The sequence below is a fragment of the Paucibacter sp. XJ19-41 genome (assembly GCF_028462495.1).
In the GTDB taxonomy this organism is placed as follows: domain Bacteria; phylum Pseudomonadota; class Gammaproteobacteria; order Burkholderiales; family Burkholderiaceae_C; genus Roseateles_E.
Map to the genome: position 1 here is coordinate 1 of NZ_JAQOWX010000050.1, position 22,012 is coordinate 22,012.

The following is a 22,012-nucleotide window of genomic DNA, read 5'->3' on the forward strand; positions in this document are numbered from 1 at the left end:
CGCCAGCGCGGTGGCGGCGGCCCAGGCCGAGTCGGCGCTGGCGCGCGCCGAGCTGGCGGCGATCAGCGGCAAGCTGAACCCGCATTTCCTGTTCAACACGCTCAACACCCTGATCGCGCTGACCCGCAAGGACCCCAAGGCCGCCGAGGATGCGCTGCTGCGCTTTGCCGGCATGCTGCGCTATGTGCTGGACAGCAAACGCAGTGCCAGCGACCGCGTCAGCCTGCAGGACGAGGTCGATTTCGTGCGCGACTACCTGGCGCTGGAGGCGCTGCGCCTGGGCCCGCGCCTGCACATCGCCTGGCAGCTGGACCCGGCCACGCTGGACGACGAGCTGCCGGCCCTGACCCTGCAGCCCCTGGTCGAGAACAGCATCCTGCACGGCATCGCGCCGCGCACCGGGGGCGGCTGCATCAGCATCAGCGCACGCCGCGATGCGCTCAACGCCGGCCTGGCCCTGACCGTGCAGGACGATGGCCCCGGCTGCGACCCTGCGCGGCTCGAACCCGGCGTCGATGCCGACGGCGGCGCACGGCGCGGCATCGGCCTGTCCGCGCTGCGCCGGCGCTTCGCGCTGGACTTCGAGGGCCGTGCCCGCTTCAAGATCCACACCGCTCCCGGCGCGGGCTTCCGCGTCGACCTCTGGATACCGCAAGCATGACGATGATGAACCACGACCACAGCCCCCGCATACGCACCCTGATCGCCGAGGACGAACCGCTGGCCGCCGAGAGCCTGGCCGAGTGGGTGGGGCAGTTGCCGCAGCTGGAGCTGGTGGCGGTCTGCCACGATGGCGCCAGTGCGCTGGCCCAGATCCGCGCGCTGCAGCCGGCCCTGGTGCTGATGGACATCCAGATGCCGGGCATGACCGGCCTGCAGGTGCTGCGTGCGCTGGCGCAGCAGCCCAACACCAGCGGCCCGGCGGTGATCTTCACGACCGCCTATGACGAGCATGCGCTGACCGCCTTCGAGCTGCATGCGGTGGACTACCTGCTCAAGCCCTTCTCGCATGATCGCTTTGTCGAGGCGGTCGAGCACGCGCTGCAAGGGCTGGAGCGGGTCGATGACGCGGCGTCAAGCCCGACACTCAATCCGGCACTGGAGGCCCTGGAACAAGCCCCCGAGGCGCCGCTGACCCGCATCCTGGTGCGCGACCAGGGCAAGATCTTCCCGCTGCATGTCGAAGCGATCGAATACCTGCGCTCCGATGCCAAGTACACCGCCATCGCCGGCCGTGGTCGCCAGTTCCTGGTGCGCCTGCCGATCAGCAGCTTCGAGCAGCGCCTGGACCCGCAGCGCTTTCTGAAGCTGCAGCGCAGCTGCATCGTCAACCTCGATTGCGTGGAGGCGATGACGCCCGACGAGAGCTCGCAGCTGGTGGTGCAGATGCGCGACGGCACGCGCTTCACCGCCAGCCGCGAGGTCTCGAAGAAGCTGCGGGAGCAGTCGATATGAGAGCCCTGCTCGCGCTGCTGCTGGTGGCCGCTGCGCAGCCGGCCTCGGCCCAGACCGGCCAGCTCTACACACCGGGCGCCTTCGAGCGCCTGGAGGTCAGCGGCTCGGCCCAGGTGCGCCTGGCCCAGGGCGAGCGCGACCAGGTCTTCATCGTCGGCAATGCGCAGACGCAGAAAACCGTGCAGCTGGACTTGCGCGGCGACCGGCTGGTGATACGGCCGACCGGCAGCTGGAAGTTCTGGGACGGCTCGCGGCTGCAGATCGAGGTGCTGATGCGCGATGTGCGCCAACTGGTGCTGTCCGGCGCCAGCGATCTGCATGCGCCCGGCCCGCTGAAGACGAGGCAGCTGGACGTCACCATCGCCGGCGCCGGCCAGGCCCGTTTCGACGCGCTGGCGGCCGACAGCCTGCGCTTCGTGATTTCCGGTGCCGGCGAGGGCCGCCTGGCCGGCCAGGTCCGCACCATGCAGGCCGCGATCTCGGGCAAGGGCACGCTGCAGGCCGAGCAGCTGCAGGCCGGCACGGCCTCGGTCTCCATCAGCGGCGTTGGCCACGCCAGCTTCTGGGCCACCGACGCGGTGGGCATCGGCGTCTCCGGCGTCGGCACGGTGGACTACTGGGGCCCGGCCGACAGCAGCCGCCACAGCTCGGGCATGGCCTCAATCACCTACCGGGGAGAGAGGCCGCCCTCGGCCCCGTAGTCCGCACGGTCAGCACAGCCCGAGAACGGCCGGTGGCACGGCCTTCGGCCGTCAACGGGCTTCTCCTGGACAATAGCGGGCTCCATGCATCATCACGCCCCCCTCCAGATCCTGCAAGAAGTCTTCGGCTACGGCGCCTTCCGCGGCGCGCAGGCCGATATCGTCGACCATATGGTGAGCGGCGGTGACGCGCTGGTCCTGATGCCCACCGGTGGCGGCAAAAGCCTGTGCTACCAGGTGCCGGCGATCGCGCGGCACCGCCAGGGCCGGGGCGTGGCGGTGGTGGTCAGCCCGCTGATCGCGCTGATGCACGACCAGGTCGGCGCGCTCGAAGAGGCCGGCGTGCATGCCGCCTTCCTGAACTCGACGCTGAGCTCGGAGCAGGCCGCCCATGTCGAGCGCGAGATGATGAGTGGGCGCCTGGTGATGCTGTATGCGGCACCCGAGCGCATCACCAACCCGCGCTTCCTGGCCCAGCTCGACTCGCTCAACGAGCGCGGCCTGCTGAGCCTGTTCGCGATCGACGAGGCGCATTGCGTCAGCCAGTGGGGCCATGACTTCCGCAGCGAATACCTGAGCCTGAGCCTGCTGCACGAGCGCTATCCGGACGTGCCGCGCATCGCGCTGACCGCCACCGCCGACGACCTGACGCGGGCCGACATCATCGAGCGCCTGAAGCTGGAGGACTCGCGCGTCTTCATCAGCAGTTTTGATAGGCCCAATATCCGCTACGCCATCGTCGAGAAGGACAAGCCGCGCGAACAGTTGCTGCGCTTCATCCGTGACGAGCATGAAGACGAGGCCGGCGTCGTCTACTGCCAGAGCCGTAAAAAGGTCGAGGAGACCGCCGCCTGGCTGGAGGCCGAGGGCATGAAGGCCCTGCCCTATCACGCCGGCCTGGACGCCGCCGTGCGCCAGAAGCACCAGGACCGCTTTCTGCGCGAGGACGGCATCGTGATGGTGGCCACCATCGCCTTCGGCATGGGCATCGACAAGCCCGATGTGCGCTTCGTCGCCCATCTGGACCTGCCCAAGAACATCGAGAGCTACTACCAGGAGACCGGCCGCGCCGGCCGCGACGGCGCACCGGCCAATGCCTGGATGGCTTATGGCCTGGCCGATGTGGTCAACCAGCGCCGCATGATCGACGAGAGCCCGGCCGAAGAAGAATTCAAGCAGGGCCAGCGCGGCAAGCTCGACGCGCTGCTGGCCCTGGCCGAGGCCACCGACTGCCGGCGCGTGCGCCTGCTCAGCTATTTCGGCGAGGCCAGCAGCGCCTGCGGCAACTGCGACAACTGCCTGAGCCCACCGGCCACCTGGGACGGCACCGAGGCCGCACGAAAGCTGCTCAGCTGCATCTACCGCTTCCACCAGAACGGCGGCCAGCGCTTCGGCGCCGGCCATCTGATCGATGTCCTGCGCGGCAAGGTCACCGACAAGGTCACGCAGTACGGCCACCAAAGCCTGTCGACCTGGGGTGTGGGCGCCAGCCTGCCCGAGCAGCAGTGGCGCGCCGTGCTGCGCCAGCTGATCGCGCTGGGCCATGTCGTCAGCGAGGGCGAATACCACACGCTGGCGCTGGCCGACAGCGCCCGCGCGGTGCTCAAGGGCGAGGTCCAGCTGCTGCTGCGCGTGCCCAGCGTCACGCGCGGCAAGGCCACGCGCGGCGCGCCGGGCAAGAGCAGTGGCAGCAAGGCCGCCCCCATCGATCTGGACTTCGAGGCCCAGCAGCGCTTCGAGGCCTTGAAGACCTGGCGCGCCGAGGTGGCCAAAGAGCACGGCCTGCCGGCCTATGTGATCTTCCAGAACGTCACGCTGGCCGAGATGGCCCGGCTGCATCCGCAAAGCCTGGACGAGCTGGCCGGCATCAGCGGCGTCGGCGCGAAGAAGCTGGAAGCCTATGGGCGGGAGATCTTGCGGGTGCTGGAGAGCGAAGCCTAGGATGGCAACGACTGAGCGCGTCTGGGGCCGGGCCGCTGAGCAAAGAAGGGCCGTCAGCTACCCGCGTTCGGTCCAGTAGCCGGCTTGTCGACGCTGGTGCATCACGGCCAGCAGATGGATGACCGTGCCGTCGACGCGGTAGATCAAGGTGAAGGGGTAGCGTCGCAACGGCAGTTGGCGGGCCAGCGTCGGTGCCGGGCTGCCGATCTCGGGGTGGCTCATCAACAAGGTGCCGGCGCGCTCGAACTGAAGCCGCAGCCGAGTACTCGCGCGCTGTCCATAGTGCTGCGTGCACCAGCTCAGCGCCGCATCCAGCTCCCGCTCGGCGGCCGGGTGAACACGCAGTTCCACGGCTCAGCCATGCTTGGCACGCAATGCCTCCACGACCTCGCCCCAAGGCCGGCAGACCACCTCGCCGCTGTCGACTTGCTGCATGCGGCGCGCGATCTCGGCCTCCCAAACCGGATCCAGCCCTTCATCGGTTCCCGCGTCAGCCTGAACACTGAGCCACAGCCGTTCGGCCAGTTCGGCGCGCTCGCTGGCCGTGAGCTTCATGGCCTGGGCTTCAATGAGATCAACAGCAGTTGTTGACATGGGCGGCTCCTCGCGATGCATGCCGAGTTTATCGTCGCCAGCGGGCTATGACCCCAGCTATGCCGACCCGCGCGGGCGTTATCTCTACGTCAATCTGAACTATGCAATGAAGTGAGCGGGCGCCTCAGCACTGCGCCGTCTCGGCGCAGACCAGCTGCGCCAGCTGCTGCGACGGCTGCGGCGCCGAGCTCTTGCCGATGATCAGCACACGCTCCAGCCGCATCAGCGGCTGCTCGGCCGTGGTGCCGATATCGATCAGCGCCAGCAGCGCGCTCGTAACACTGAGGGCCACCAGGCTGGCGACGGATTTCTCGGTGAGGCTGTGCTTGAACATCATGCTGAACTCCTTGATGCATCGGCCTGACGCGGGCCGGTGAATGCAGTGTCGGCGGCGTCCGCTCAGCAGGCGAGGCCGACGCGACAGGCTGGCAAAAACGCTGTCTGAACCGACCCTGGGAGCGACCGGGCGGACCGATCAGCAGCTCGACAGGCTGGCGCAATCGAGCTGGCTGAGGCGCTCGGCCGAAGCCGCTGCCTGCGGTGCGGCCGGCTGCGCCACGGTGTGCAGGTTTTGCGGTGCGCTCTGCTCGGCCAGCACCAGGGCCATCGTGGCCGCGCCGGCAACGGCGATGAGGGCGGTCAGAAAGGTCTTGGCGCTGCTGTGCATGGCGGGCTCCGGCGGGGCATGGGAGGCGTGGGTAGAAGTTTGCAGTGTCGGCAGGACGGCAGCGCGCCGCCAGCGCTTGGCGACGGGCAGCGGCAGGCGCCGCATGAAATGCGGGCAGCCGCGATGAGCGGGGTGGCCGAGCGACGAGGCCCGCGCTCAGCGCTGCAGATCCACGCGCTTGTGCAGCGCCTGCGCCCGAGCGCGCGACTCGCGCTCGCGGGCCTGGCGTGCCACCTGCTCCTGCTCGGCCAGGCGCTGCGCGCCGCTCAGCGCCGCCGGTCGGCCGGCGGCGATGGCGGCCTGGTCCAGGTTCTCGCCCCAGCTCAGCCCCGGTTTCAGCAACACAGGGCTGGCCAGCCGATCGGCCGCCTCGGCCTCCAGCCAGGGCAGCAGATCGGCCAGCACCAGGCGCACGCGCGGGCGCAGCGCTGCCTCGCCGATGCGGCCGCGCTGGCCCCAGACCACCGGCAGATCGGCGCTGCTGCTCGCATCGGCAGCCAGCTGGGGCGCGATGGCGATGTCGCGCAGCAGCCCGTAGCGCAGCTGCATCATGGCCTCCTCCACCAGCATCGCGGCATCCTCGCGCGGCACGCTCTGGCCGGCCGGCACCGAGTAGCTGTAGTCATCGCTGACCCGGTCCTGGCTGAAGAAATGCACGATGTCCTCGGGCCTGTAGGCCTGCTGCTGCGCGCTGGCCTCGGCGCCGAAGAACAGCACCTGGCCCAGCGCGCGCATCTCCTGCGAGAAGAAGGGGTAGCGCTGGTGCAGATCCTGCGAAGCCGTCAGCGCCGGGCTGGCCTCGTAGACACGCAGATGACCGGTCAGTCCGCTCTGCACCCGCGGCGGCACAAAGTCCGCCGCATGCGCCAGCTCGTGATAAAGCAGGCGTGCCAGCTCGTAGCGCAGCGCCGCGAGCGTGCGCGAGGGTCGCTCGGCCACCGGATAGGCGGGGGTGGCATGGCGGTTGTCCAGCACATAGCGCCAGGGCGTGCTGTAGGCCAGCGCGGCACCGTAGGCGCTGCGCGGATCGGGGCTTTCGCTGAGGGTGTCGCGCTGCTCGGGCGTCATCCAGAGGTAAGCCCCATCCAGATAGATGGCGCCGGTGGCGCTCCAGTAGAAGGCCGGCCGCACGCGCCCCCCGATCACCACCGCCGTGCTCGCGTTGAGCATGCGGCGGAAGTCGCCATGCGGATCTTGCTCGCGCAAGAAGCGCTCGAACACCGCAGCCATCCAGTCATGCGAGACCAGCAGCCGCTGCATCACCTGCTCCACCGTCGGCACGGCACCGGCCGTCTGCTGGCCCAGCAGCGGCAGGCGGGACAACGTGCAGAGATTGTTGGGGTTGCTGCCACTCAGGCCCGGGTGGTAGATGCAGTCGCTCAGGGCGCGGGCATGGGGGCCGTCGGCCAGCCAGGGATAGACGCGGCTGCTCAGGTTGTCGCCGCCAAACAGCGGGTTGGCCGCCGGTTGCGGCGGCGGCTGGACCAGCAGAGTGAACTCATCGCTGGCGCTGCGGCCGTCGGCCAGGCTCAGCCGGGCGCGCAGGCGCAGCAGGCTGTCGACGCTGACCGCCGGCGCCTTGAACACCAGTCGCGCCTCGTCGCGGCGCTCCAGGGTGGCGGCCGGGCCGTCCAACTGCTCCCAATGCCATTGCGCGCCAGCCAGCTCGCCAGCGCTCAGCCCCGACGCCCAGGCTCGCAGCGACAAGCTGCCACCGCCCCAGACCGAGGGCTCGCCGCGCACGCTCAGCCCCGGCCCGGCGGCGGCCGGGGCCACCTCAAGAGCCAGCTCGGCCGTATGGGCCGCGCCGCCAGCGTCCTTGAAACTCAAGGCGAAGCGGTAGGCACCGGCCTCGGCCGGCTCGATGCTGAGCGCCGGCGAGCGCGCAGCCAGCATGGCAAGACCTGGCCCCGCCGTCTGCTGCCAGCGCGGCTCGGCCAGGGCCGAACCACCACAGGCCAGCAGGACCAGCTCGGTCGCGCGGCCGGCCTGTATCGTCGCTTCGCGGGCCAGCCGCGCCACCGAACCGGGTTCGCAGCTGGCACTCAAGGGCGGTACGACCGGCGGCGGTGCAGGATCGGCGGCGCCACCGCCGCCGCCACAGGCACCCAGCAGCAAGGCCAGGCCCAGGACTCCGACAACTTTGATCGTCACGCCGCCTCCCGCCGCGAGCCTCATCGATGCCCGACAGCATAAGGGACCAGCGCAGCGGAGCAGAGTCACCGCAGCACGCGCGATGCGGCCGTGGCTCTGCTCCGTTCAGAGAAGCGCACGCATCAGATGCGGCGAGCCGGCTTGGCGGCGGCCAGCTGCACGGCGGGCTGGGAGGCCAGGCTGCGGCCTTCGATGACCACGCGCGGCAGTTGCACGATCTGCTGGCTGGCCTGGGCCGACTTGCCGGTGATGACGACGCGCGGCAGCTGCTCGATCTTCTGCGGGGCGGCCTGGGCGCTGCCGACAGCGGCGAGAACGAGGGCGGCGGCAACTTGGATCAGACGGACTTGCATGATGGGCTCCTTGGGTTTGACTGTTTGGTCGACATGCTGTGTCGATGGAGTCAGTATCGGAGCCGATCCCGGCGCGCTCCAGCGCCTTGTGATGAACTGCAAGCCGCGCCGGATGGGGCGTCACAGGCGCCGACGGATGTGCGAGCCGGCCTCAGGAGATGGCGCCGCCGCCCAGCACCTGCCGCACCAGCGGCGCCAGTTCCTCCAGGGTCTGCTCCTTGCGGATCAGGCCGCGCACACCGAGGCTGCGGGCTTCGGCCAGCAGGGCCTCGGTGACATGGCCCGAGCTGAGCAGCACCGGCAGCGCCGGTGCGATCAGGGCGAGTCGACGTGCCAGCTCAAGACCGGTGCAGGCCGGCATGTTGTAGTCGCTGACCAGCAGGTCGACGCCGCCGGCCCGGACCAGGCTCAGCGCCTGCTCGGGCTCGGCGCACAGGCTGACACGCCAACCCTGGCGCTGCAGCAGGCCATGCACGGTCAGGCGCATGACCTCGTCGTCGTCGACATAGACGATGTGCTGCCCCTGGCCGACCGCCCTCAGGCTCAACTCCAGCGCCGGCTCCGGCGCCAGTTCAGCCGGCAGCTCGCCGCCCTGCAACAGCGGCAGATAGAGGTGGAAGCAGCTGCCGACGCCGGGCTGGCTGTCGACCTGGATCTCGCCCTGATGGGCCAGCACGATGCCATGGGCGACCGCCAAGCCGAGGCCCGTGCCCTGACCTTGCGGCTTGGTCGTGAAGAAGGGCTCGAACAGGCGGCTGCGCGTGGCGGCGTCGATGCCGCTGCCCTCGTCGCGCACCCACAGATGGGCGCGCGCCGGGCTGCCGGCATGGTGCTCGGCACTCAGACCCACCTCGACCCGCCCGACGCCACCGGCCAGTGCATGCCAGGCATTGGTGCACAGATTGATCAGCACCTGCTGGATCTGCGTGGCGTCGGCGCGCACATGCAGGGGCTGGTCCGCCAGGCTCAGCACCAGCTGCACGCCGGGCGGCAGCGCGGTGCGCAGCAAGGCCAGGCTTTCCTGCACCAGGGCCTGCAGCTGCACGACGCGCAGCTCCTGCGGCTGGCGCCGGCTGAAGGCCAGGATCTGCTGCACCAGGCTGCGCGCCCGCTGGCCGCCTATGCGTATCAGGCCCAGATGGGCGGTGGCCGGATGCTCGGCGGGCAGTTGCTCCAGCGCCAGCGCCACATTGCCGAGGATGGCGCCGAGGATGTTGTTGAAGTCGTGTGCGATGCCGCCGGCCAGCGTGCCCATGGCCTCGAGCTTCTGCGCCTCGCGCAGCTGGGCTTCGAGCTCGCTGCGGCGCGCCTCGGCGCGCACCCGCTCGCTGAGGTCGATGTCGACGCAGTAGAGCTCGGCCTCGCCGCGGCTGTTGCGCTGCATCGTGTGGCTGGAGAACACATGGACCGGGCTGCCGTTCTTGTGCTGCAGCACCAGCTCCTCGGCCGGCGTCGAGACCACGCCGGCCGCCAGCCACTGCCGCGTGGCCTCGATCACCAGCGGCCGCATCGGTGGCGGAATGATCAGCTCCTCCAGCGGCCGGCCCAGCGCCTCCTCGCGGCTGTAGCCATAGAGCTGCTCGCTGGCGGCATTCCAGAAGATCACCCGGCGCTCGGCGTCATAGCCCTGCACCGAGATCTTCTCGACCCCCTCCAGCAGCGCGCGAAAACGGCTCTCGCTGCCGGCCAGCGCCTGCAGGGCCTGCTCCAGCGGCTTGTTGCGCAAGCTGTCCATGGCGTCGCTCCCTGTGGCGAGAGCCTGGCTCCCGGGGTCGGAGCCCGGCCGGCGCCTGTGTCGGGCCATTGTTGCCCGGGGCGCGGCCGGCTGCAAAGCTCAAAGAGGGGACGTTCGGACGCGGCTCAGGACGCGTTGCCCAGCATGATGCGGGCGAGAGCCGGCAGGCCGCCGGGACCGTGGGACTCGGTCTGCGCCATGGGCTCGGCGTCGAACCCGGCCGAGCCCAGCCACAGCGTGCCCAGCAGGGCCAAGCCGAGTAGCAGGAGCAGGAGACGGGGTTTCATGGGCCCGCAGTATCCGTCAGCGCGGCCCGGGCGCAAGCCCCAAGAAGGGCGATATCGACCGGGCCTTCATCTTCTCTTAAAAGAATTCTTGCTATTCAATAAACAAGGAATAACAATTAATAAAAGCAATCAAGTACACAAATGCGCATTTCCAAGACCCAGCAGGCCAGCAACAAGCGCCTGATCCTGCAGACGGCGGTGGACCTGATGACACAGCAGGGTTTCGACGCCACGACGATGAAGCAGATCGCCCGGGCCGCCGGGGTTGGCGACGCGACGATCTACAAATACTTCCCCAGCAAGGAGCGTCTGGTGCTGGCCTATTTCGAGCAGGCCTTCGAGGATGCGCTGGCCCAGTGGCGCGCCACGCCCGGCCAGGCCGAATGGAGCCTGCAGGAGCGGCTGCAGCTGCTGATGGACAGCCTGCTGGAGCGCCTGCTGCCCGACCGCGAGTTCGTGGCCCTGGCCCGCGAGCTGGTCGAGCGCGCCCCGCTGCTGATGCTGGGCGGCGGGCTGCCCGGCCGCGAGTTGCTGCAGCAGGCCTTGCTGGAGCTGCTGGACGATGCCCAGGCCCGCAGCGAGATCGTTCCCTGCGGCCCTCTGCTGAGGACCGGCCTGTCCGCGCTGATGGCCGACTACAGCTATGGCGTGATCAGCTACTGGCTCAAGGACGATAGCGAGGACTTTGGCAACACCACGCAGCTGCTGGAGCTGAGTCTGTCGCTGCTGGTGCTGAGCCTGGCCAGTGGTGTGATTGGCAAGCTGATGGAGCTGGGCGGCTTCGTGCTGCGCAGCCAGCTGATGCGCCTGCTGCAGGACGGCGGCGGCCTGCTGGATCTGCTCAAGATGACCAAGGGTGGCTTGAGCGGCCTCGGTGGGCGGGCACGATGAGCGGCACCGCCAACCCCGCCCTGCTGCTCGGCGCGCTCCTGAGCGCGCTGGCCGCCGCGCTGCATCTGGCCATCATCGTCGGCGGCGCTCCCTGGTATCGCTTCTTCGGTGCCGGCGAAGGCATGGCCAGGCTGGCCCAGGCCGGTCATTGGTGGCCGGCCTTGCTGACGCTGGGCATTGCTGTTGCCCTGCTGGTGGCGGCCGCCTATGCGCTGGGCGCCGGCGGCTGGAGCGCGGCGCTGCGCGGCCTGCCGGGGCTGCGCTGGGTGTTGCTGGGCATCACCGCCGTCTATCTGCTGCGCGGCCTGGCCCCCTGGCTGGCCATGCTGCTGCAGCCCGAGCTGCGCCAGCCCTTCTGGATCTGGAGCACGCTGATCTGCGCCGGCTACGGTGTCGTCCATGCGCTGGGCCTGGCCCAGGTCTGGAGCCGGCTGTGAGCGCCGCGCCACCGACCGGGCGGCTCGCGCGCGGCGCGGTGGCTGGCGCCGCGCTGGCCCGGGCGGGGCTCAGCCAGCTGGGCCACAAGGCGGCTCTGGGCCTGGGCCTGGCCGGCCCGCAGTCCCAGAGCGAACAGGAGGCCCGGCTCGGGCGCATCCTGTTCGGTGCGCTGAACCAGCTCAAGGGCGTGGGCCTGAAAGCCGCACAGCTGCTCAGCATGGAGGCCGGCCTGCTCCCCGAAGGCGTACGCGAGCAGCTGGCCCAGGCCCAGTACCGCGCCAGCCCGCTGAACCGCGCCCTGGTCCGCAAGCTGCTGCGCGAGGAGTTCGGCCAGGGGCCGGAGACGCTGTTCGCCGCCTTCGAGCCGGAGGCCTTTGCCGCCGCCAGCCTGGGCCAGGTGCACGGCGCGCTGGCTGCCGACGGCCGGCGCCTGGCCGTCAAGCTGCAGTACCCGGGCATGGCCGCGACGGTGCGCAGCGATATGCTGCTGCTGCGCGTCCTGCTCGGCGGCTTGGGCGGACTGCCCGATCCCGAGCTGCTGGCGCGCACGCTGGCCCAGATCGAGCAGGCCCTGCTCCAGGAACTGGACTACCGGCTGGAGGCCGAGCAGCTGGCCTGGTTTGCCGCTCGCCTGCCCGAGCAGGACTTTGTGCTGCCGCGAGCGCTGCCCGCGCTCAGCAGCGCGCGGGTGCTGACGATGGAGCGGCTGGCCGGCCTGCATCTGCCCGACTGGCTGGCCGGCGGCCCGATCCAGGTCGAGCGCGACCGCCAGGGTCAGGTCTTGCTGGACCTGTTCATGACCAGCGCCTTCGAGCTGCGGCGTCTGCAGGCCGATCCGCAGCCGGGCAACTACCTGTTCATGCCGGACGGCCGGCTGGGGCTGCTGGATTTCGGCTGCACGCGAACGCTGGCCCCCGACTTTGCCGAGAGCCTGCGCCAGACCTGGCGCGCCCGGCTGCGCGGCGACGATGCCGGCCTGCTCGACGCTTACATAGCCCTGGGCCTGGTCGCGCCGGAGCTGGGTCTGGCCGAGTTCCGCAGCCAGCTGCTGCCGGCGCTGGCGCCGCTGCTGGACTGGCTGCTGCTGCCCTGGCGCACGCCGCGCTACGACTTCGGCCAGCACCCGGCTATGCCGCGCATGCCGGCCGCCCAACATCGCCTGGCGATGCGCTACCTCAAGCACATGCCCGCCGAGCAGCCCTTCTTCGACCGCAGCCTGCTGGGCCTTGTGCATCTGCTGAGCCGGCTGCGGGCCCAGGTCACCACCCACCAAGACTGGATTTGATGATGAACACGACGACGTTTTCGACACCCCGCCCACGCGCCTGGGTCGGCCATTGGCTGATGGGCGTGGCCGCCCTGCACACGGTGTTTGCGGGCGCGGCGTTCGCGCCGGTGCTGCTGCAGATGGCGCGGGGCGGATTGCTGGACAGCGTCGGCGCCGATCCGCTGCGCGGCGCGGTGACCTGGTTCACGCTGTTCGGTGCGGTGCTGGCCTTGCTGGCCATCAGCATCACGGCACTGGAGCGCGACGGCCAGACCCGGGCGCTGCGCCGGCTCGGCTGGGGCCTGCTGGCCCTGACCCTGCTGAGCCTGCTGCTGATGCCGGCATCCGGCTTCTGGCTGGTGCTGCCGGCGATCTGGGCCCTGCTGCGGCGCTAACGCCCCCCGCTCACTTGCAGCTGAAGCTGCGCGTGTTGACCTCCTTCACCTGACCTTCGCCGCAGGTCTTGATGGCCTGCTCGCCCATGCGGGCCACATCGGTCGGATCGCTGCTGCGCGACGAACCGGGCGCCAGCACGCAGGCGGTGGACATGAGGGCGGCGGCCAGGGCCAGGGCGAAGGTGGCGCTACGGTTCATCGAAGGTTCTCCTGCAAGTGATGGTGAGGCCGCACTGTAGAAGTGGCCGGGGATGCCGCAGCGCGGTAATCGACGAAGTGACAAATCGGTGGCATGGCCTGCAACACCAGGCCATCAGACGGAGGTCGCGTCGCCGTGCCTATCTCGTACAGAGCCGTGAGGTACATTGCCGGCCTCAATTGACGAGCGTGAGCAGCGATGAATCCAAAGAAATATGTGCGTCTGCCCGATTGCACGGCGGTTTGGCACCATCGGCCGAGACGAGCGGCCGGGTTGCTCGCTTTCACCGGCTTGGCTCTGTTAGCTGGCTGCGGCGGCGGCGGCGGTGGATCGAACGAGTCGACCTCTCCGCCAACGGTATCGGTCAACCGATTGACTGCAGAGCACTATCCCATGGCCGCTGGGGACCGACGCGTTTGGCGCCACACCGGTGCTGACGCGGCAACGTTGGAGTACTTGAAGCAGGTGACGGAGTTGGCAAGGCTCAACGACCAACTGGCCTATCAAGTGCGCGACAGCCGCAGCGAGGAGCCCGAGTATGTGGCCATCAATGCCCAGTCGGCCAGCCAAGTGCCGGGGCACTTTGCTGACGCTCTGGAGCGGACATTCGGCCCCGTGGAGATCATGAGATTTGGCCTGGCTCTGGGCGAGACAGTGTCACTTGCGGATCGACGTGTGAGCGTGGATGTGACCGGCGACGGTCGCGAGGACGTGGTTGAACTGCGCGTGGAGTCGGCCTATGTGGGCAATGGCGCCGTGACGGTGCCGGCCGGCAACTTTCCTCAGGCAGCCCAGCTTCGCAGCACGGCACGGCTGCGCGTGACGCCTGCAGGTCAATCCCAGCCGCTGGACACCACCGTCATCATCGACGAGTGGCTGGTACCGCAGATCGGGCCCGTCAAAACCCAAACGGTGACGCAGGAGCAAGGACGCAGCAGCAGCGAACTGGACGAATTACTGGCCTACCGGGTGGGAACCCAACGTACAGACAGCGAAGCCCCGCACCTGCTCGCCTCGACGCCTGCAGCGGGCACGGTGCGTTCGACCTTGGATGCCATCGTGTTGCGCTTCAGTGAACCCTTGGACGAGGCCTCTCTACGCAAGACCGGTGCCGTGCAGCTCACCAGTGCCGAGGGTATCGAACCCCTACCCGCTATTCGCTATGTGGCCACTGAAAACAGCGTGTACATCCGGCCGACCCGAGGTTTCTTCGGTGGTCTGCATACCTTGGTGCTCGGCACGGAAATAACTGATCGGCTCGGCAACGCACTGTCGGCCCAACAGCTTCAATTCACGCTGGATCCGTCCGGGCCTCGTCTTCTCAGCAGTGTGCCGGCCCATGGCGAAGGCGATGCGCCCGTGACTGGTGAGCTCGTGCTGAACCTAGATCGGTCGGTGGAACCGGTGGGCAATGCGCCCCTGGTCCTGATTCTGACCGCCGATGACCGCAGCGAGCTCGAGGTACCGGCACGCCAGGATGGCCTTCGACTGTTCGGCACATTGCCGCAAGCCCTGACTTACGGCCAACGCTACAGCGTGCGCCTGAAACATCCGCTGGTGGATGAATCGGGCAAGGCCCTGCCTGCCCTCGGCCTGTCTTTCCAGGCGACCCAGGGGCCACTGGCACGGCCGCAGGCGCGGAGCAATGAAGGTTTCTTCGTCACTGCCGCCGTCCTCGCGGACGTCACTGGCGATGGAGTGGCCGATCTGGTCGAAAACGGCTATGAGTTGGCCAGTTCCAAGGCCGGTATCGTCATTCGTGCAGGCTTGGTCAGCGGCGGTTTCGGCGTGCGGCGTCAGCAGCTGGCTGCGGACTACCTCGGCTTGCCGCAGAAGGGCAACCTGCCGGTGGTGGGGGACTTCAATGGCGATGGGCGGGCAGATATCGCATTTTCAGCCAGCGGCTCCTGGGGTGGCATGTCGGCGCTGCTGCTGCAACAGGCTGACGGCAGCTTCCAGAGCGTGCAGGGCATGGACAGCCAACAGTCTGCCCTGGCAAGCATGATTTTGGATGGCGAGCCCGGCCCCGCATTGATCCACACCGACAACAGCAGCTTTCGCGCGTCACGGCGCGGTGCGAACGGCATCTGGAAAAGCCAGCATTTGCTGTTAACCGGGGGCAACGGTGCCGCCGCCTGGCGAGTGGCCGATCTCAACGGTGATGGCCGCCAGGATCTCGTGTGGCTGCGCTATCAGGCCGGTAATCAGTGGGAGCTGGCCTGGGCTCACCAAACTGCGGGTGGCGCATTCTCTGCCGCACACAGCCGCAATCTCCCGGCCGGTGGACTCTTGTCTTACGCGCTGGAGTTGGCGGACTTGAACGGTGATGGTCGCCCGGACGCAGTGCTCACCACGCCCGCCAAGCGCCTGAACAGCTCCTTGCTTGTCATCCTCAACGACGGGAGGGGGCAGCTTGATGCTGCGCCACAGGCGAGCCCGGTGTTTGAGGAGGGCTGGGGCGAAGTCCTGATGACGGGAGACCTGAATGGCGACGGGCGCAGAGATGTCTTTGCCCTGGGTGGTTCTAGCGCGCACGTCTACGTCTACCTGCAGGGCGAGGATGGCCGGATGCAGACGGTACGGCGCTTCGAGCACTTCGGCCCTCCCGGCAGTGGCGCATTCGTGCAGCTCGATCTGAATGGCGACGGCCTGATGGACCTGCTCACCGGCCAGCAAGTGATTTACGGCCGCAACTGGAGCGGTCCATGGCCACAGCAATCCATCCCTGCTGCCCTACCCGACCTGCAGACCACAACTCAATCTCTGAGGAATGGCCCGGCACGGCTCTTAGGCAAATAGGTGCGCTCCGCTTAGTTCGTCGTGACCGACGTGCAGCAACTGGCAATCAAACCAGCAAAACACCTCTCCCTTGCGGTCAGTCGCGCGGCATGCCGCAGGGTGGGGTGTTCGGTCACGGCAAGCTACACCCGCTGCAACCGCACATCTCACCTTACGAACCCAAGCGCACACAAAAAAGGCGACTCCGCAGAGTCGCCTTTCGAGCCGGGATGCAGCGTGCCTCTGTGTCAAGCCGCCGCAGCCGCCGTCTCCTGATAGCCGCGCGGCACCGCGCCGAGCAGGCGGCGGGTGTACTCCTGCTTCGGGGCGGCCAGCAGGGCCTGGGTCTCGCTTTGCTCGACCACATCGCCGTTCTGCATCACCAGCACCTCATCAGAGATGAACTTCACGACCGCGAGGTCGTGGCTGATGAAGATGTAGCTGAGGCCGAATTCGTCCTGCAGGTCCTTCAGCAGGTTCAGCACCTGGGCCTGCACCGACACGTCCAGCGCCGAGACGGCTTCGTCCAGCACCAGCACCTCGGGATTCAGCGTCAGGCAGCGCGCGATCGCGATGCGCTGGCGCTGGCCGCCGGAGAACTCGTGCGGGTACTTGTTCAGCGCCGAATCATCCAGGCCCACCTTGTGCAGCAGCGCGCTGGCACGCGCCTGGCGGTCGGCCGTGCTGGTGCCGATGCCGTGGATCTCCATCGGCTCCAAGAGCGTCTGGCCGATCGTGAAGCGCGGGTTCAGCGAGGCATAGGGGTTCTGGAACACGACCTGGATGCGGCGGCGCATCTTCTGCCAGTCATTGCCGCTCATCTTCAGCAGGTCCTTGCCCTCGAACAGCACCTCGCCGCCACTGGGCTCATGCAGGCGCAAAAGGGTCAGGCCCATGGTCGTCTTGCCGGAGCCGGACTCGCCGACCACGCCCAGGGTATAGCCCTTGCGCAGCTGGAAGTTGACTTCCTTGACGGCCTTGAACTCCTTCTTGCCGAACAGCCCGTCCTTGAAGAAGAAGCTCTTCTTCAGGCCGCGCGCCTCCAGGATCACCGGCGCGTTCGGGTCCTTGGCCTTGCCCAGGCCTTGCGCTTCGCGACCGGCGATGTGATCGTCGATCACCATCAGCCGCGCCGGGTTCTCGGTCAGGCTGGGACGGCAGGCCAGCAAGGCCTTGGTATAGCCGTCCTGCGGGTTCTTGAAGATCTCGGCCACCGGGGCCTTCTCGCGGATCTGGCCATGGCGCATCACCACCACATGGTCGGAGATCTCGCCCACCACGCCGAGGTCATGCGAGATGAACAGCATGCTCATCTTGTGCGTGTCCTTGAGCTTGGCCATCAGCTCCATCACCTGGCGCTGGATGGTCACGTCCAGCGCCGTGGTCGGCTCGTCGGCGATCAGCAGCTTCGGCGAACAGGCCAGCGCCACCGCGATCATCACGCGCTGCTGCTGGCCGCCCGACATCTCGTGCGGATAGGCCTTCAGGCGGCGCTTGGGCTCGGGGATGCCAACCTCGTTGAGCAGCTCCTCGGCGCGCACCAGGGCCTGGCGGCGGCTCATGCCCATGTGCTTGATCAGCGGCTCCATGATCTGCTCGGCCACGGTGAACACCGGGTTCAGCGAGGTCATCGGGTCCTGGAACACGCAGGCGATTTCCTTGCCGCGGATGGCTTGCAGCTGGGGCAGGGTGCAGCCCAGCAGGTCGCGGCCCTGGAACTCGATCTTGCCCTCGCGCTCGGCGTTGTCCGGCAGCAGGTTCAGGATGGACATCGCGGTGACGCTCTTGCCCGAGCCCGACTCGCCCACCAGGGCCACGGTCGAGTTCTCCGGCACATCGAAGCTGACGCCCTTGACGGCCAGCGCGCGCTGCATCTGGCCGCCCTGCTTGCCCATGCGGAAGGCGACCTTCAGGTCTTGAATACTCAACAGCATGGCTTTACTCCAGGCCTCTCAATTTCGGATCCAGCGCATCGCGCAAGGCGTCGGTGAACAGCGCGAACGCGGTCACGAAGACGGCCATCACCACCGTGACGCCGACCAGCTGCCACCAATAGCCCAGGATCAGCTCGCTCTGGCTCTCGGCCAGCATGGTGCCCCAGGAGACCTGGTCCACGCCGACACCCAGGCCCAGATAGGACAGGATGACCTCGCTCTTGATGAAGCTCACCACATGCAGCGACAGCTGCACCAGCGCCACGTGCGAGACATTGGGCAGGATGTGCTTGAACATGCGGCTCATCTTGCTGGCGCCGATGGCCTCGGCCGAGCGCACATACTCGCGCACCGAATGCTTCATGAACTCGGCGCGTATCAGCCGGTAGATGCCGGGCCAGCCGGCCAGGCCCAGGATCAGCGCCACCGACATCACGCCGCGCCCGAAGATCACCGCGAACGCGAAGATCAGGAGGATGCCGGGGATGGCGGTGAAGACGTTGTAGAGCCACTCCAGGAAGTCGCCGATCTTGCCGCCGAAGAAGCCCGACAGCGCGCCCAGCACGGTACCGATCAGCGTCGCCAGCACGGCGGCCAGCACGCCCACCATGATGGAGACCTCGGCGCCCTTGATGGCCTTGGTCAGCACATCGCGGCCCAGCCGGTCGGCGCCGAAGGTCAGGGTCTCGGCCTTGACCGTGTCCACCGTCTTGAACTGCTTGGCGCGCTCTTCCCATTCGGCATAGCGCGGCGCCAGCGGATCGATGTCGCTGAGGTCGACATTCGGACCCTTGGGCTGCGCGATGGCGCCGGTGGCCTCGGCCGCACGCGGGCCCAGGAAGGTCGGCGGCGCGTTGGGCACGCCCACTTCCTTCTGCCAGCCCGAGGCGATCACGCCGGCGCCCGACAGGGCCACCAGCACCAGGAACACGGCCACGATGGCCATGCAGACCATGCCGACCTTGTCGGCACGCATGCGGCGCCAGGAGGCGGCCCAGACGCCTTCGGAGCGCTGGGCGCCGGCCTTGGCCGCCGGAGTATTCGACAGAACCGCGCTCATTTCGCCTCTCCGAGTCGGAATGAAACTGAAGAATTCAGGAGTTTCATTTCAGCACCACCCGTGGGTCGACCAGCTTGTAGAGCAGGTCGGTAACAAGATTGATCACCATGGTCAGGAACGCGATATAGATCGCAAAGGCCTGGATGACCGGGTAGTCGCTGCGGTTGACCGCCAGCAGGATCTCGCGGCCCAGACCCGGGATCGAGAAGAACACCTCGATCAGGAAGGCGCCGGTGAACACGCCCGGCAGCGCCACCGCGATATTCGTCAGGATCGGAATCATCGCGTTGCGCAAGACATGCTTGAGCAGGATGGTCTTCTCGGTCATGCCCTTGGCGCGCGCGGTGCGCACATAGTCATGGCCGATCTCGTCCAGGAAGAAGGTGCGGTACAGCCGCGTGTAGGGCGCCAGCGCCACCGCCACCACCACGATGATGGGCAGCGGCGCATAGGTGGTCAGATTGGTCCAGAAGCTGTCGGTCCAGCCCTGCACCGGGAACCAGCCCAGGCGGAAGGCGAACACATACTGGAACACGATCACATAGACCAGCAGCGAGATCGACACCGCCACTGTCGTCACGATCATCACCGTGCGGTCGGTCAGGCTGCCGCGCACATAGGCCACCGCCATCGCGAACGGAATCGCCAGCAGCACTTCCAGCACCAGGATGGGCACCATCACCGTCAGCGTCGCCGGCATGCGGGTGGTGAACAGGCTGGCCACCGACTCGTTGGTGGCCCAGCTGCGGCCCCAGTCGAAGGTGACGATCTGCTGGATGAAGATCCACAGCTGCTCCCAGACCGGCTTGTTCAGGCCCAGCTGTTCGCGGATGGCGTCGATCTGTTCGGGGCTGGCGTTCAGGCCGCCGAGGATTTCGGCAGGGTCGCCGCCGAAGTATTTGAAGACGAAGAACACCAGCAGCACGACGCCCAGCAAGGTGGGAATCATTTGCCACAAGCGCCTTATCAGGTATGCCGCCATCGCTGTCGGATCTCCATGCCAAGCGTCTTGAGTAGACAAAAGCGAGACCCCGCTCACTTGTGGTGAGGGGGGTCTCCATATTGAAAGCAGGCGCGAGTCTAATGGAGACGGCGCCCGGAATCACCGGCATTTGCCCTTGGCTGATCCGGGTTTGCCCTAGGAAGCCCCCGTATTCAACGGGGTTTGCGGCCTTTCTGGGCCAAAATGCGCGGCCTGTCGGGGGCAATAGCCCTAGACTCCGCACCTCGCCCAGCGCGCCGGAACCGGTGGCGGCCTGGGCCATTGACGCGCCGCACCCACAAGGCCTGCGGCGCGTTGTCATTGCAAGGATTGTGATCGTGATGCGTTCTGGCTTCGCACGACTGGCCCTCGCCGCCGTGTTCTCCTGTGTTTCCCTGGCCAGCCCGGCCCAGACCGGCGCTGCGGCCGGCGAGGCCAAGGTGATCCGCTACTCCTTCCGCGTGGCCGAGACCGGCTTCGACCCGGCCCAGATCAGCGATCGCTATTCCAAGGCCGTCGCCGCCGGCATCTTCGAGGCGCCGCTGGACTTTGCCTTTCTGGCCCGGCCCTACCAGCTGCGGCCATCGACCGCGGCGGCCATGCCCGAGGTCTCACCCGACTTCAAGAGCCTGACCTTCCGCATCAAGCCGGGCATCTTCTTTTCCGACGATCCGGCCTTCAAGGGCAAGAAGCGCGAACTGACGGCGGCCGACTACATCTACTCGATCAAGCGTCACTACGACCCCAAGCTCAACAGCCGCAATCTCTATCTGCTCGAGAACGTGCAGATCCTCGGGCTGTCGGAGCTGCGCAAGGAGCTGATGGCGGCCAAAAAGCCTTTCGACTACGACCGCGAGGTCGAGGGCCTGCAGCTGCTGGACCGCTACAGCTTCCGCGTCAAGCTGGGCGTCGGCGATCCGCGCTTCATCAACCAGTTCGCCGACTCGGCCTTCCTCGGCGCGGTGGCGCGCGAGGTGGTCGAGTTCTATGGCGACAAGATCATGGAACACCCGGTCGGCACCGGTCCCTACCGGCTGGCTGAGTGGCGCCGCAGCTCGCGCATCGTGCTCGGCAAGAATCCGAACTACCGCGAGGAGCTCTATGACGAGCAGCCGCCGGCCGATGCCGACCCGGTGCTCAAGGCCCAGGCCGCAAAGCTGCAGGGCCGGCGCCTGCCGCTGACCGAGCGGGTCGAGATCGCCATCATCGAGGAGAACCAGCCGCGCTGGTTGTCCTTCATGAACGGCGAGGCTGATGTGCTGGAGGAGGTGCCGTCGGAGTACGTCAGCATCGCCACGCCCAATGGCAAGCTGGCCCCCAATCTGGCCAAGCGCGGCATGCGCGCGGTGCGCTTCCCCTACCCCGAGATCGCCTTCACCTACTTCAATATGGAAGACGCGGTGGTGGGCGGCTACACGCCCGAGAAGGTGGCGCTGCGCCGCGCGATCAGCCTGGCCGTCGATCTGGACAAGGAGATCCTGCTGGCGCGCCGTGGCCAGGCCATGCCGGCCCAGAGCCCCTTCGGCCCCGGCACCTTCGGCTACCAGCCGGGCTTCAAGTCCGAGATGAGCGAGTTCAGCCTGCCCAAGGCCAAGGCACTGCTGGATCTGTATGGCTATGTGGACCGCGACGGCGATGGCTGGCGCGATCTGCCGGATGGCAAGCCGCTGCTGCTGGAGCTCGCCACCCAGCCCGACAGCCAGAGCCGCCAGCTGATCGAGCAATGGCAGAAGAATATGGATGCGCTGAAGGTGCGCATCGAGTTCAAGACCGCCAAATGGCCCGAGAACCTGAAGAGCGCCAATGCGGCCAAGCTGCAGATGTGGTCGGTCAGCTGGGTCGCCACCGCGCCGGACGGCGACACCTTCCTGGCGCTGGGCGATGGCCGCGCCAAGGGCTCGGCCAACAAGTCGCGCGTCGACCTGCCGGCCTATAACGCGCTGTACCAGAAGCAGAAGATGCTGCCCGACGGCCCCGAGCGCCAGGCCGTGATGCAGGAGGCAGCCAAGCTGATGATCGCCTACATGCCCTACAAGATGCATGTGCACCGCCTGTTCACCGATCTGGCCCAGCCCTGGGTGATCGGCTTCGACCGCAATGTCTTCGTGCGTGATTTCTGGCGCTACGTGGACATCGATACCGAAGCCCTGGCCAAGCAGCGCCAGGGTTCCTGAAGCAAGA

General features: G+C 67.7%; 22 protein-coding genes. 10 read left to right on the plus strand and 12 right to left on the minus strand.

Going from position 1 to position 22,012, the window contains the following annotated elements; genetic code table 11:
* From PO768_RS14350 to recQ, 4 genes are all read left to right on the plus strand, one after another.
* The coding region (locus PO768_RS14350) for a sensor histidine kinase (RefSeq protein WP_272646592.1) at positions 1–661 on the plus strand (661 nt) is incomplete at its 5' end.
* On the plus strand, positions 658–1,455 hold the full coding sequence (locus PO768_RS14355; protein WP_272646593.1) for a LytR/AlgR family response regulator transcription factor: 798 nt from the start codon (positions 658–660) through the stop codon (positions 1,453–1,455). The genes PO768_RS14350 and PO768_RS14355, both read left to right, overlap by 4 nt.
* Positions 1,452–2,156 (plus strand): head GIN domain-containing protein, encoded by a 705-nt coding sequence (locus tag PO768_RS14360; RefSeq protein ID WP_272646594.1) that lies wholly within the window; start codon positions 1,452–1,454, stop codon positions 2,154–2,156. Before PO768_RS14355 ends, PO768_RS14360 begins: the two co-directional genes overlap by 4 nt.
* An 84-nt stretch (positions 2,157–2,240) precedes the next feature.
* Positions 2,241–4,097 carry a DNA helicase RecQ gene (gene recQ, locus PO768_RS14365; protein ID WP_272646595.1) on the plus strand — a complete coding sequence of 619 codons (1,857 nt, stop codon included), beginning with the start codon at positions 2,241–2,243 and terminating at the stop codon, positions 4,095–4,097.
* Between the two features lie 57 nt (positions 4,098–4,154).
* On the opposite strand, the gene PO768_RS14370 is transcribed toward recQ, so the two are convergent.
* From PO768_RS14370 to PO768_RS14405, 8 genes are all read right to left on the minus strand, one after another.
* The gene (locus tag PO768_RS14370; RefSeq protein WP_272646596.1) at positions 4,155–4,448 is read right to left on the minus strand and encodes a type II toxin-antitoxin system RelE/ParE family toxin; all 294 of its coding nucleotides are present in this window, start codon (positions 4,446–4,448) and stop codon (positions 4,155–4,157) included.
* Between the two features lie 3 nt (positions 4,449–4,451).
* A complete protein-coding gene (locus tag PO768_RS14375; RefSeq protein ID WP_272646597.1) occupies positions 4,452–4,691 on the minus strand; it encodes an addiction module protein in 240 nt (79 codons plus the stop codon).
* A gap of 124 nt (positions 4,692–4,815) precedes the next feature.
* A complete protein-coding gene (locus PO768_RS14380) occupies positions 4,816–5,028 on the minus strand; it encodes a hypothetical protein (protein ID WP_272646598.1) in 213 nt (70 codons plus the stop codon).
* 138 nt (positions 5,029–5,166) lie between these two features.
* Positions 5,167–5,358: a hypothetical protein gene (locus PO768_RS14385; protein WP_137942528.1), complete on the minus strand. Its 192-nt coding sequence runs from the start codon at positions 5,356–5,358 to the stop codon at positions 5,167–5,169.
* A gap of 156 nt (positions 5,359–5,514) precedes the next feature.
* A complete protein-coding gene (locus tag PO768_RS14390) occupies positions 5,515–7,512 on the minus strand; it encodes a hypothetical protein (RefSeq protein ID WP_272646599.1) in 1,998 nt (665 codons plus the stop codon).
* Positions 7,513–7,634: 122 nt separating this feature from the next.
* Positions 7,635–7,865, minus strand: coding sequence for a hypothetical protein (locus PO768_RS14395; protein ID WP_266005143.1), 231 nt, complete (start codon positions 7,863–7,865; stop codon positions 7,635–7,637).
* Positions 7,866–8,016: 151 nt separating this feature from the next.
* Positions 8,017–9,600: a hybrid sensor histidine kinase/response regulator gene (locus PO768_RS14400; protein WP_272646600.1), complete on the minus strand. Its 1,584-nt coding sequence runs from the start codon at positions 9,598–9,600 to the stop codon at positions 8,017–8,019.
* A gap of 125 nt (positions 9,601–9,725) precedes the next feature.
* Positions 9,726–9,887: a hypothetical protein gene (locus tag PO768_RS14405; protein ID WP_171018225.1), complete on the minus strand. Its 162-nt coding sequence runs from the start codon at positions 9,885–9,887 to the stop codon at positions 9,726–9,728.
* Positions 9,888–10,028: 141 nt separating this feature from the next.
* On the opposite strand from PO768_RS14405, the gene PO768_RS14410 reads away from it, so the two are divergent.
* From PO768_RS14410 to PO768_RS14425, 4 genes are read left to right on the plus strand one after another with little or no spacing between them, the layout of a single operon-like run.
* Positions 10,029–10,778, plus strand: a complete 750-nt coding sequence (locus tag PO768_RS14410) for a TetR/AcrR family transcriptional regulator (protein ID WP_272646601.1) — start codon at positions 10,029–10,031, stop codon at positions 10,776–10,778.
* Positions 10,775–11,215, plus strand: a complete 441-nt coding sequence (locus PO768_RS14415) for a hypothetical protein (protein ID WP_272646602.1) — start codon at positions 10,775–10,777, stop codon at positions 11,213–11,215. Before PO768_RS14410 ends, PO768_RS14415 begins: the two co-directional genes overlap by 4 nt.
* Entirely contained in the window at positions 11,212–12,501 is a 1,290-nt protein-coding gene (locus PO768_RS14420) for an ABC1 kinase family protein (RefSeq protein ID WP_272646603.1), read from the plus strand. Before PO768_RS14415 ends, PO768_RS14420 begins: the two co-directional genes overlap by 4 nt.
* Before the next feature lie 2 nt (positions 12,502–12,503).
* Positions 12,504–12,878 (plus strand): DUF6463 family protein, encoded by a 375-nt coding sequence (locus PO768_RS14425; RefSeq protein ID WP_269839329.1) that lies wholly within the window; start codon positions 12,504–12,506, stop codon positions 12,876–12,878.
* Positions 12,879–12,888: 10 nt separating this feature from the next.
* Here PO768_RS14425 and PO768_RS14430 read toward each other — a convergent pair whose 3' ends face one another.
* Positions 12,889–13,077, minus strand: coding sequence for a hypothetical protein (locus tag PO768_RS14430; RefSeq protein ID WP_272646604.1), 189 nt, complete (start codon positions 13,075–13,077; stop codon positions 12,889–12,891).
* A 447-nt stretch (positions 13,078–13,524) separates the two neighbouring features.
* Between PO768_RS14430 and PO768_RS14435 the strand changes: the two genes are divergently transcribed.
* Positions 13,525–15,876: an FG-GAP-like repeat-containing protein gene (locus PO768_RS14435; protein ID WP_272646605.1), complete on the plus strand. Its 2,352-nt coding sequence runs from the start codon at positions 13,525–13,527 to the stop codon at positions 15,874–15,876.
* Positions 15,877–16,103: 227 nt separating this feature from the next.
* Here the strand turns inward: PO768_RS14435 and PO768_RS14440 are convergent, their stop codons facing one another.
* The 3 genes from PO768_RS14440 to PO768_RS14450 are packed head-to-tail and all read right to left on the minus strand — an operon-like array spanning position 16,104 to position 19,831.
* Positions 16,104–17,789 (minus strand): ABC transporter ATP-binding protein, encoded by a 1,686-nt coding sequence (locus tag PO768_RS14440; RefSeq protein ID WP_272646606.1) that lies wholly within the window; start codon positions 17,787–17,789, stop codon positions 16,104–16,106.
* 4 nt (positions 17,790–17,793) lie between these two features.
* A complete protein-coding gene (locus PO768_RS14445; protein ID WP_137942517.1) occupies positions 17,794–18,849 on the minus strand; it encodes an ABC transporter permease in 1,056 nt (351 codons plus the stop codon).
* Between the two features lie 43 nt (positions 18,850–18,892).
* Positions 18,893–19,831: an ABC transporter permease gene (locus PO768_RS14450; RefSeq protein WP_272646607.1), complete on the minus strand. Its 939-nt coding sequence runs from the start codon at positions 19,829–19,831 to the stop codon at positions 18,893–18,895.
* Positions 19,832–20,172: 341 nt separating this feature from the next.
* Between PO768_RS14450 and PO768_RS14455 the strand changes: the two genes are divergently transcribed.
* Entirely contained in the window at positions 20,173–22,005 is a 1,833-nt protein-coding gene (locus tag PO768_RS14455) for an ABC transporter substrate-binding protein (RefSeq protein ID WP_272646608.1), read from the plus strand.
* The last annotated feature ends 7 nt before the right edge of the window (positions 22,006–22,012 follow it).

Excerpts from the sequence above, each read along its gene's own strand:
- PO768_RS14355 (WP_272646593.1), top strand. The coding sequence starts at position 658 with ATGACGATGATGAACCACGACCACAGCCCCCGCATACGCACCCTGATC.
- PO768_RS14360 (WP_272646594.1), top strand. The coding sequence starts at position 1,452 with ATGAGAGCCCTGCTCGCGCTGCTGCTGGTGGCCGCTGCGCAGCCGGCC.
- recQ (WP_272646595.1), top strand. The coding sequence starts at position 2,241 with ATGCATCATCACGCCCCCCTCCAGATCCTGCAAGAAGTCTTCGGCTAC.
- PO768_RS14375 (WP_272646597.1), bottom strand. The coding sequence starts at position 4,691 with ATGTCAACAACTGCTGTTGATCTCATTGAAGCCCAGGCCATGAAGCTC.
- PO768_RS14380 (WP_272646598.1), bottom strand. The coding sequence starts at position 5,028 with ATGATGTTCAAGCACAGCCTCACCGAGAAATCCGTCGCCAGCCTGGTG.
- PO768_RS14385 (WP_137942528.1), bottom strand. The coding sequence starts at position 5,358 with ATGCACAGCAGCGCCAAGACCTTTCTGACCGCCCTCATCGCCGTTGCC.
- PO768_RS14395 (WP_266005143.1), bottom strand. The coding sequence starts at position 7,865 with ATGCAAGTCCGTCTGATCCAAGTTGCCGCCGCCCTCGTTCTCGCCGCT.
- PO768_RS14400 (WP_272646600.1), bottom strand. The coding sequence starts at position 9,600 with ATGGACAGCTTGCGCAACAAGCCGCTGGAGCAGGCCCTGCAGGCGCTG.
- PO768_RS14405 (WP_171018225.1), bottom strand. The coding sequence starts at position 9,887 with ATGAAACCCCGTCTCCTGCTCCTGCTACTCGGCTTGGCCCTGCTGGGC.
- PO768_RS14410 (WP_272646601.1), top strand. The coding sequence starts at position 10,029 with ATGCGCATTTCCAAGACCCAGCAGGCCAGCAACAAGCGCCTGATCCTG.
- PO768_RS14415 (WP_272646602.1), top strand. The coding sequence starts at position 10,775 with ATGAGCGGCACCGCCAACCCCGCCCTGCTGCTCGGCGCGCTCCTGAGC.
- PO768_RS14425 (WP_269839329.1), top strand. The coding sequence starts at position 12,504 with ATGAACACGACGACGTTTTCGACACCCCGCCCACGCGCCTGGGTCGGC.
- PO768_RS14430 (WP_272646604.1), bottom strand. The coding sequence starts at position 13,077 with ATGAACCGTAGCGCCACCTTCGCCCTGGCCCTGGCCGCCGCCCTCATG.
- PO768_RS14440 (WP_272646606.1), bottom strand. The coding sequence starts at position 17,789 with ATGCTGTTGAGTATTCAAGACCTGAAGGTCGCCTTCCGCATGGGCAAG.
- PO768_RS14445 (WP_137942517.1), bottom strand. The coding sequence starts at position 18,849 with ATGAGCGCGGTTCTGTCGAATACTCCGGCGGCCAAGGCCGGCGCCCAG.
- PO768_RS14450 (WP_272646607.1), bottom strand. The coding sequence starts at position 19,831 with ATGGCGGCATACCTGATAAGGCGCTTGTGGCAAATGATTCCCACCTTG.
- PO768_RS14455 (WP_272646608.1), top strand. The coding sequence starts at position 20,173 with ATGCGTTCTGGCTTCGCACGACTGGCCCTCGCCGCCGTGTTCTCCTGT.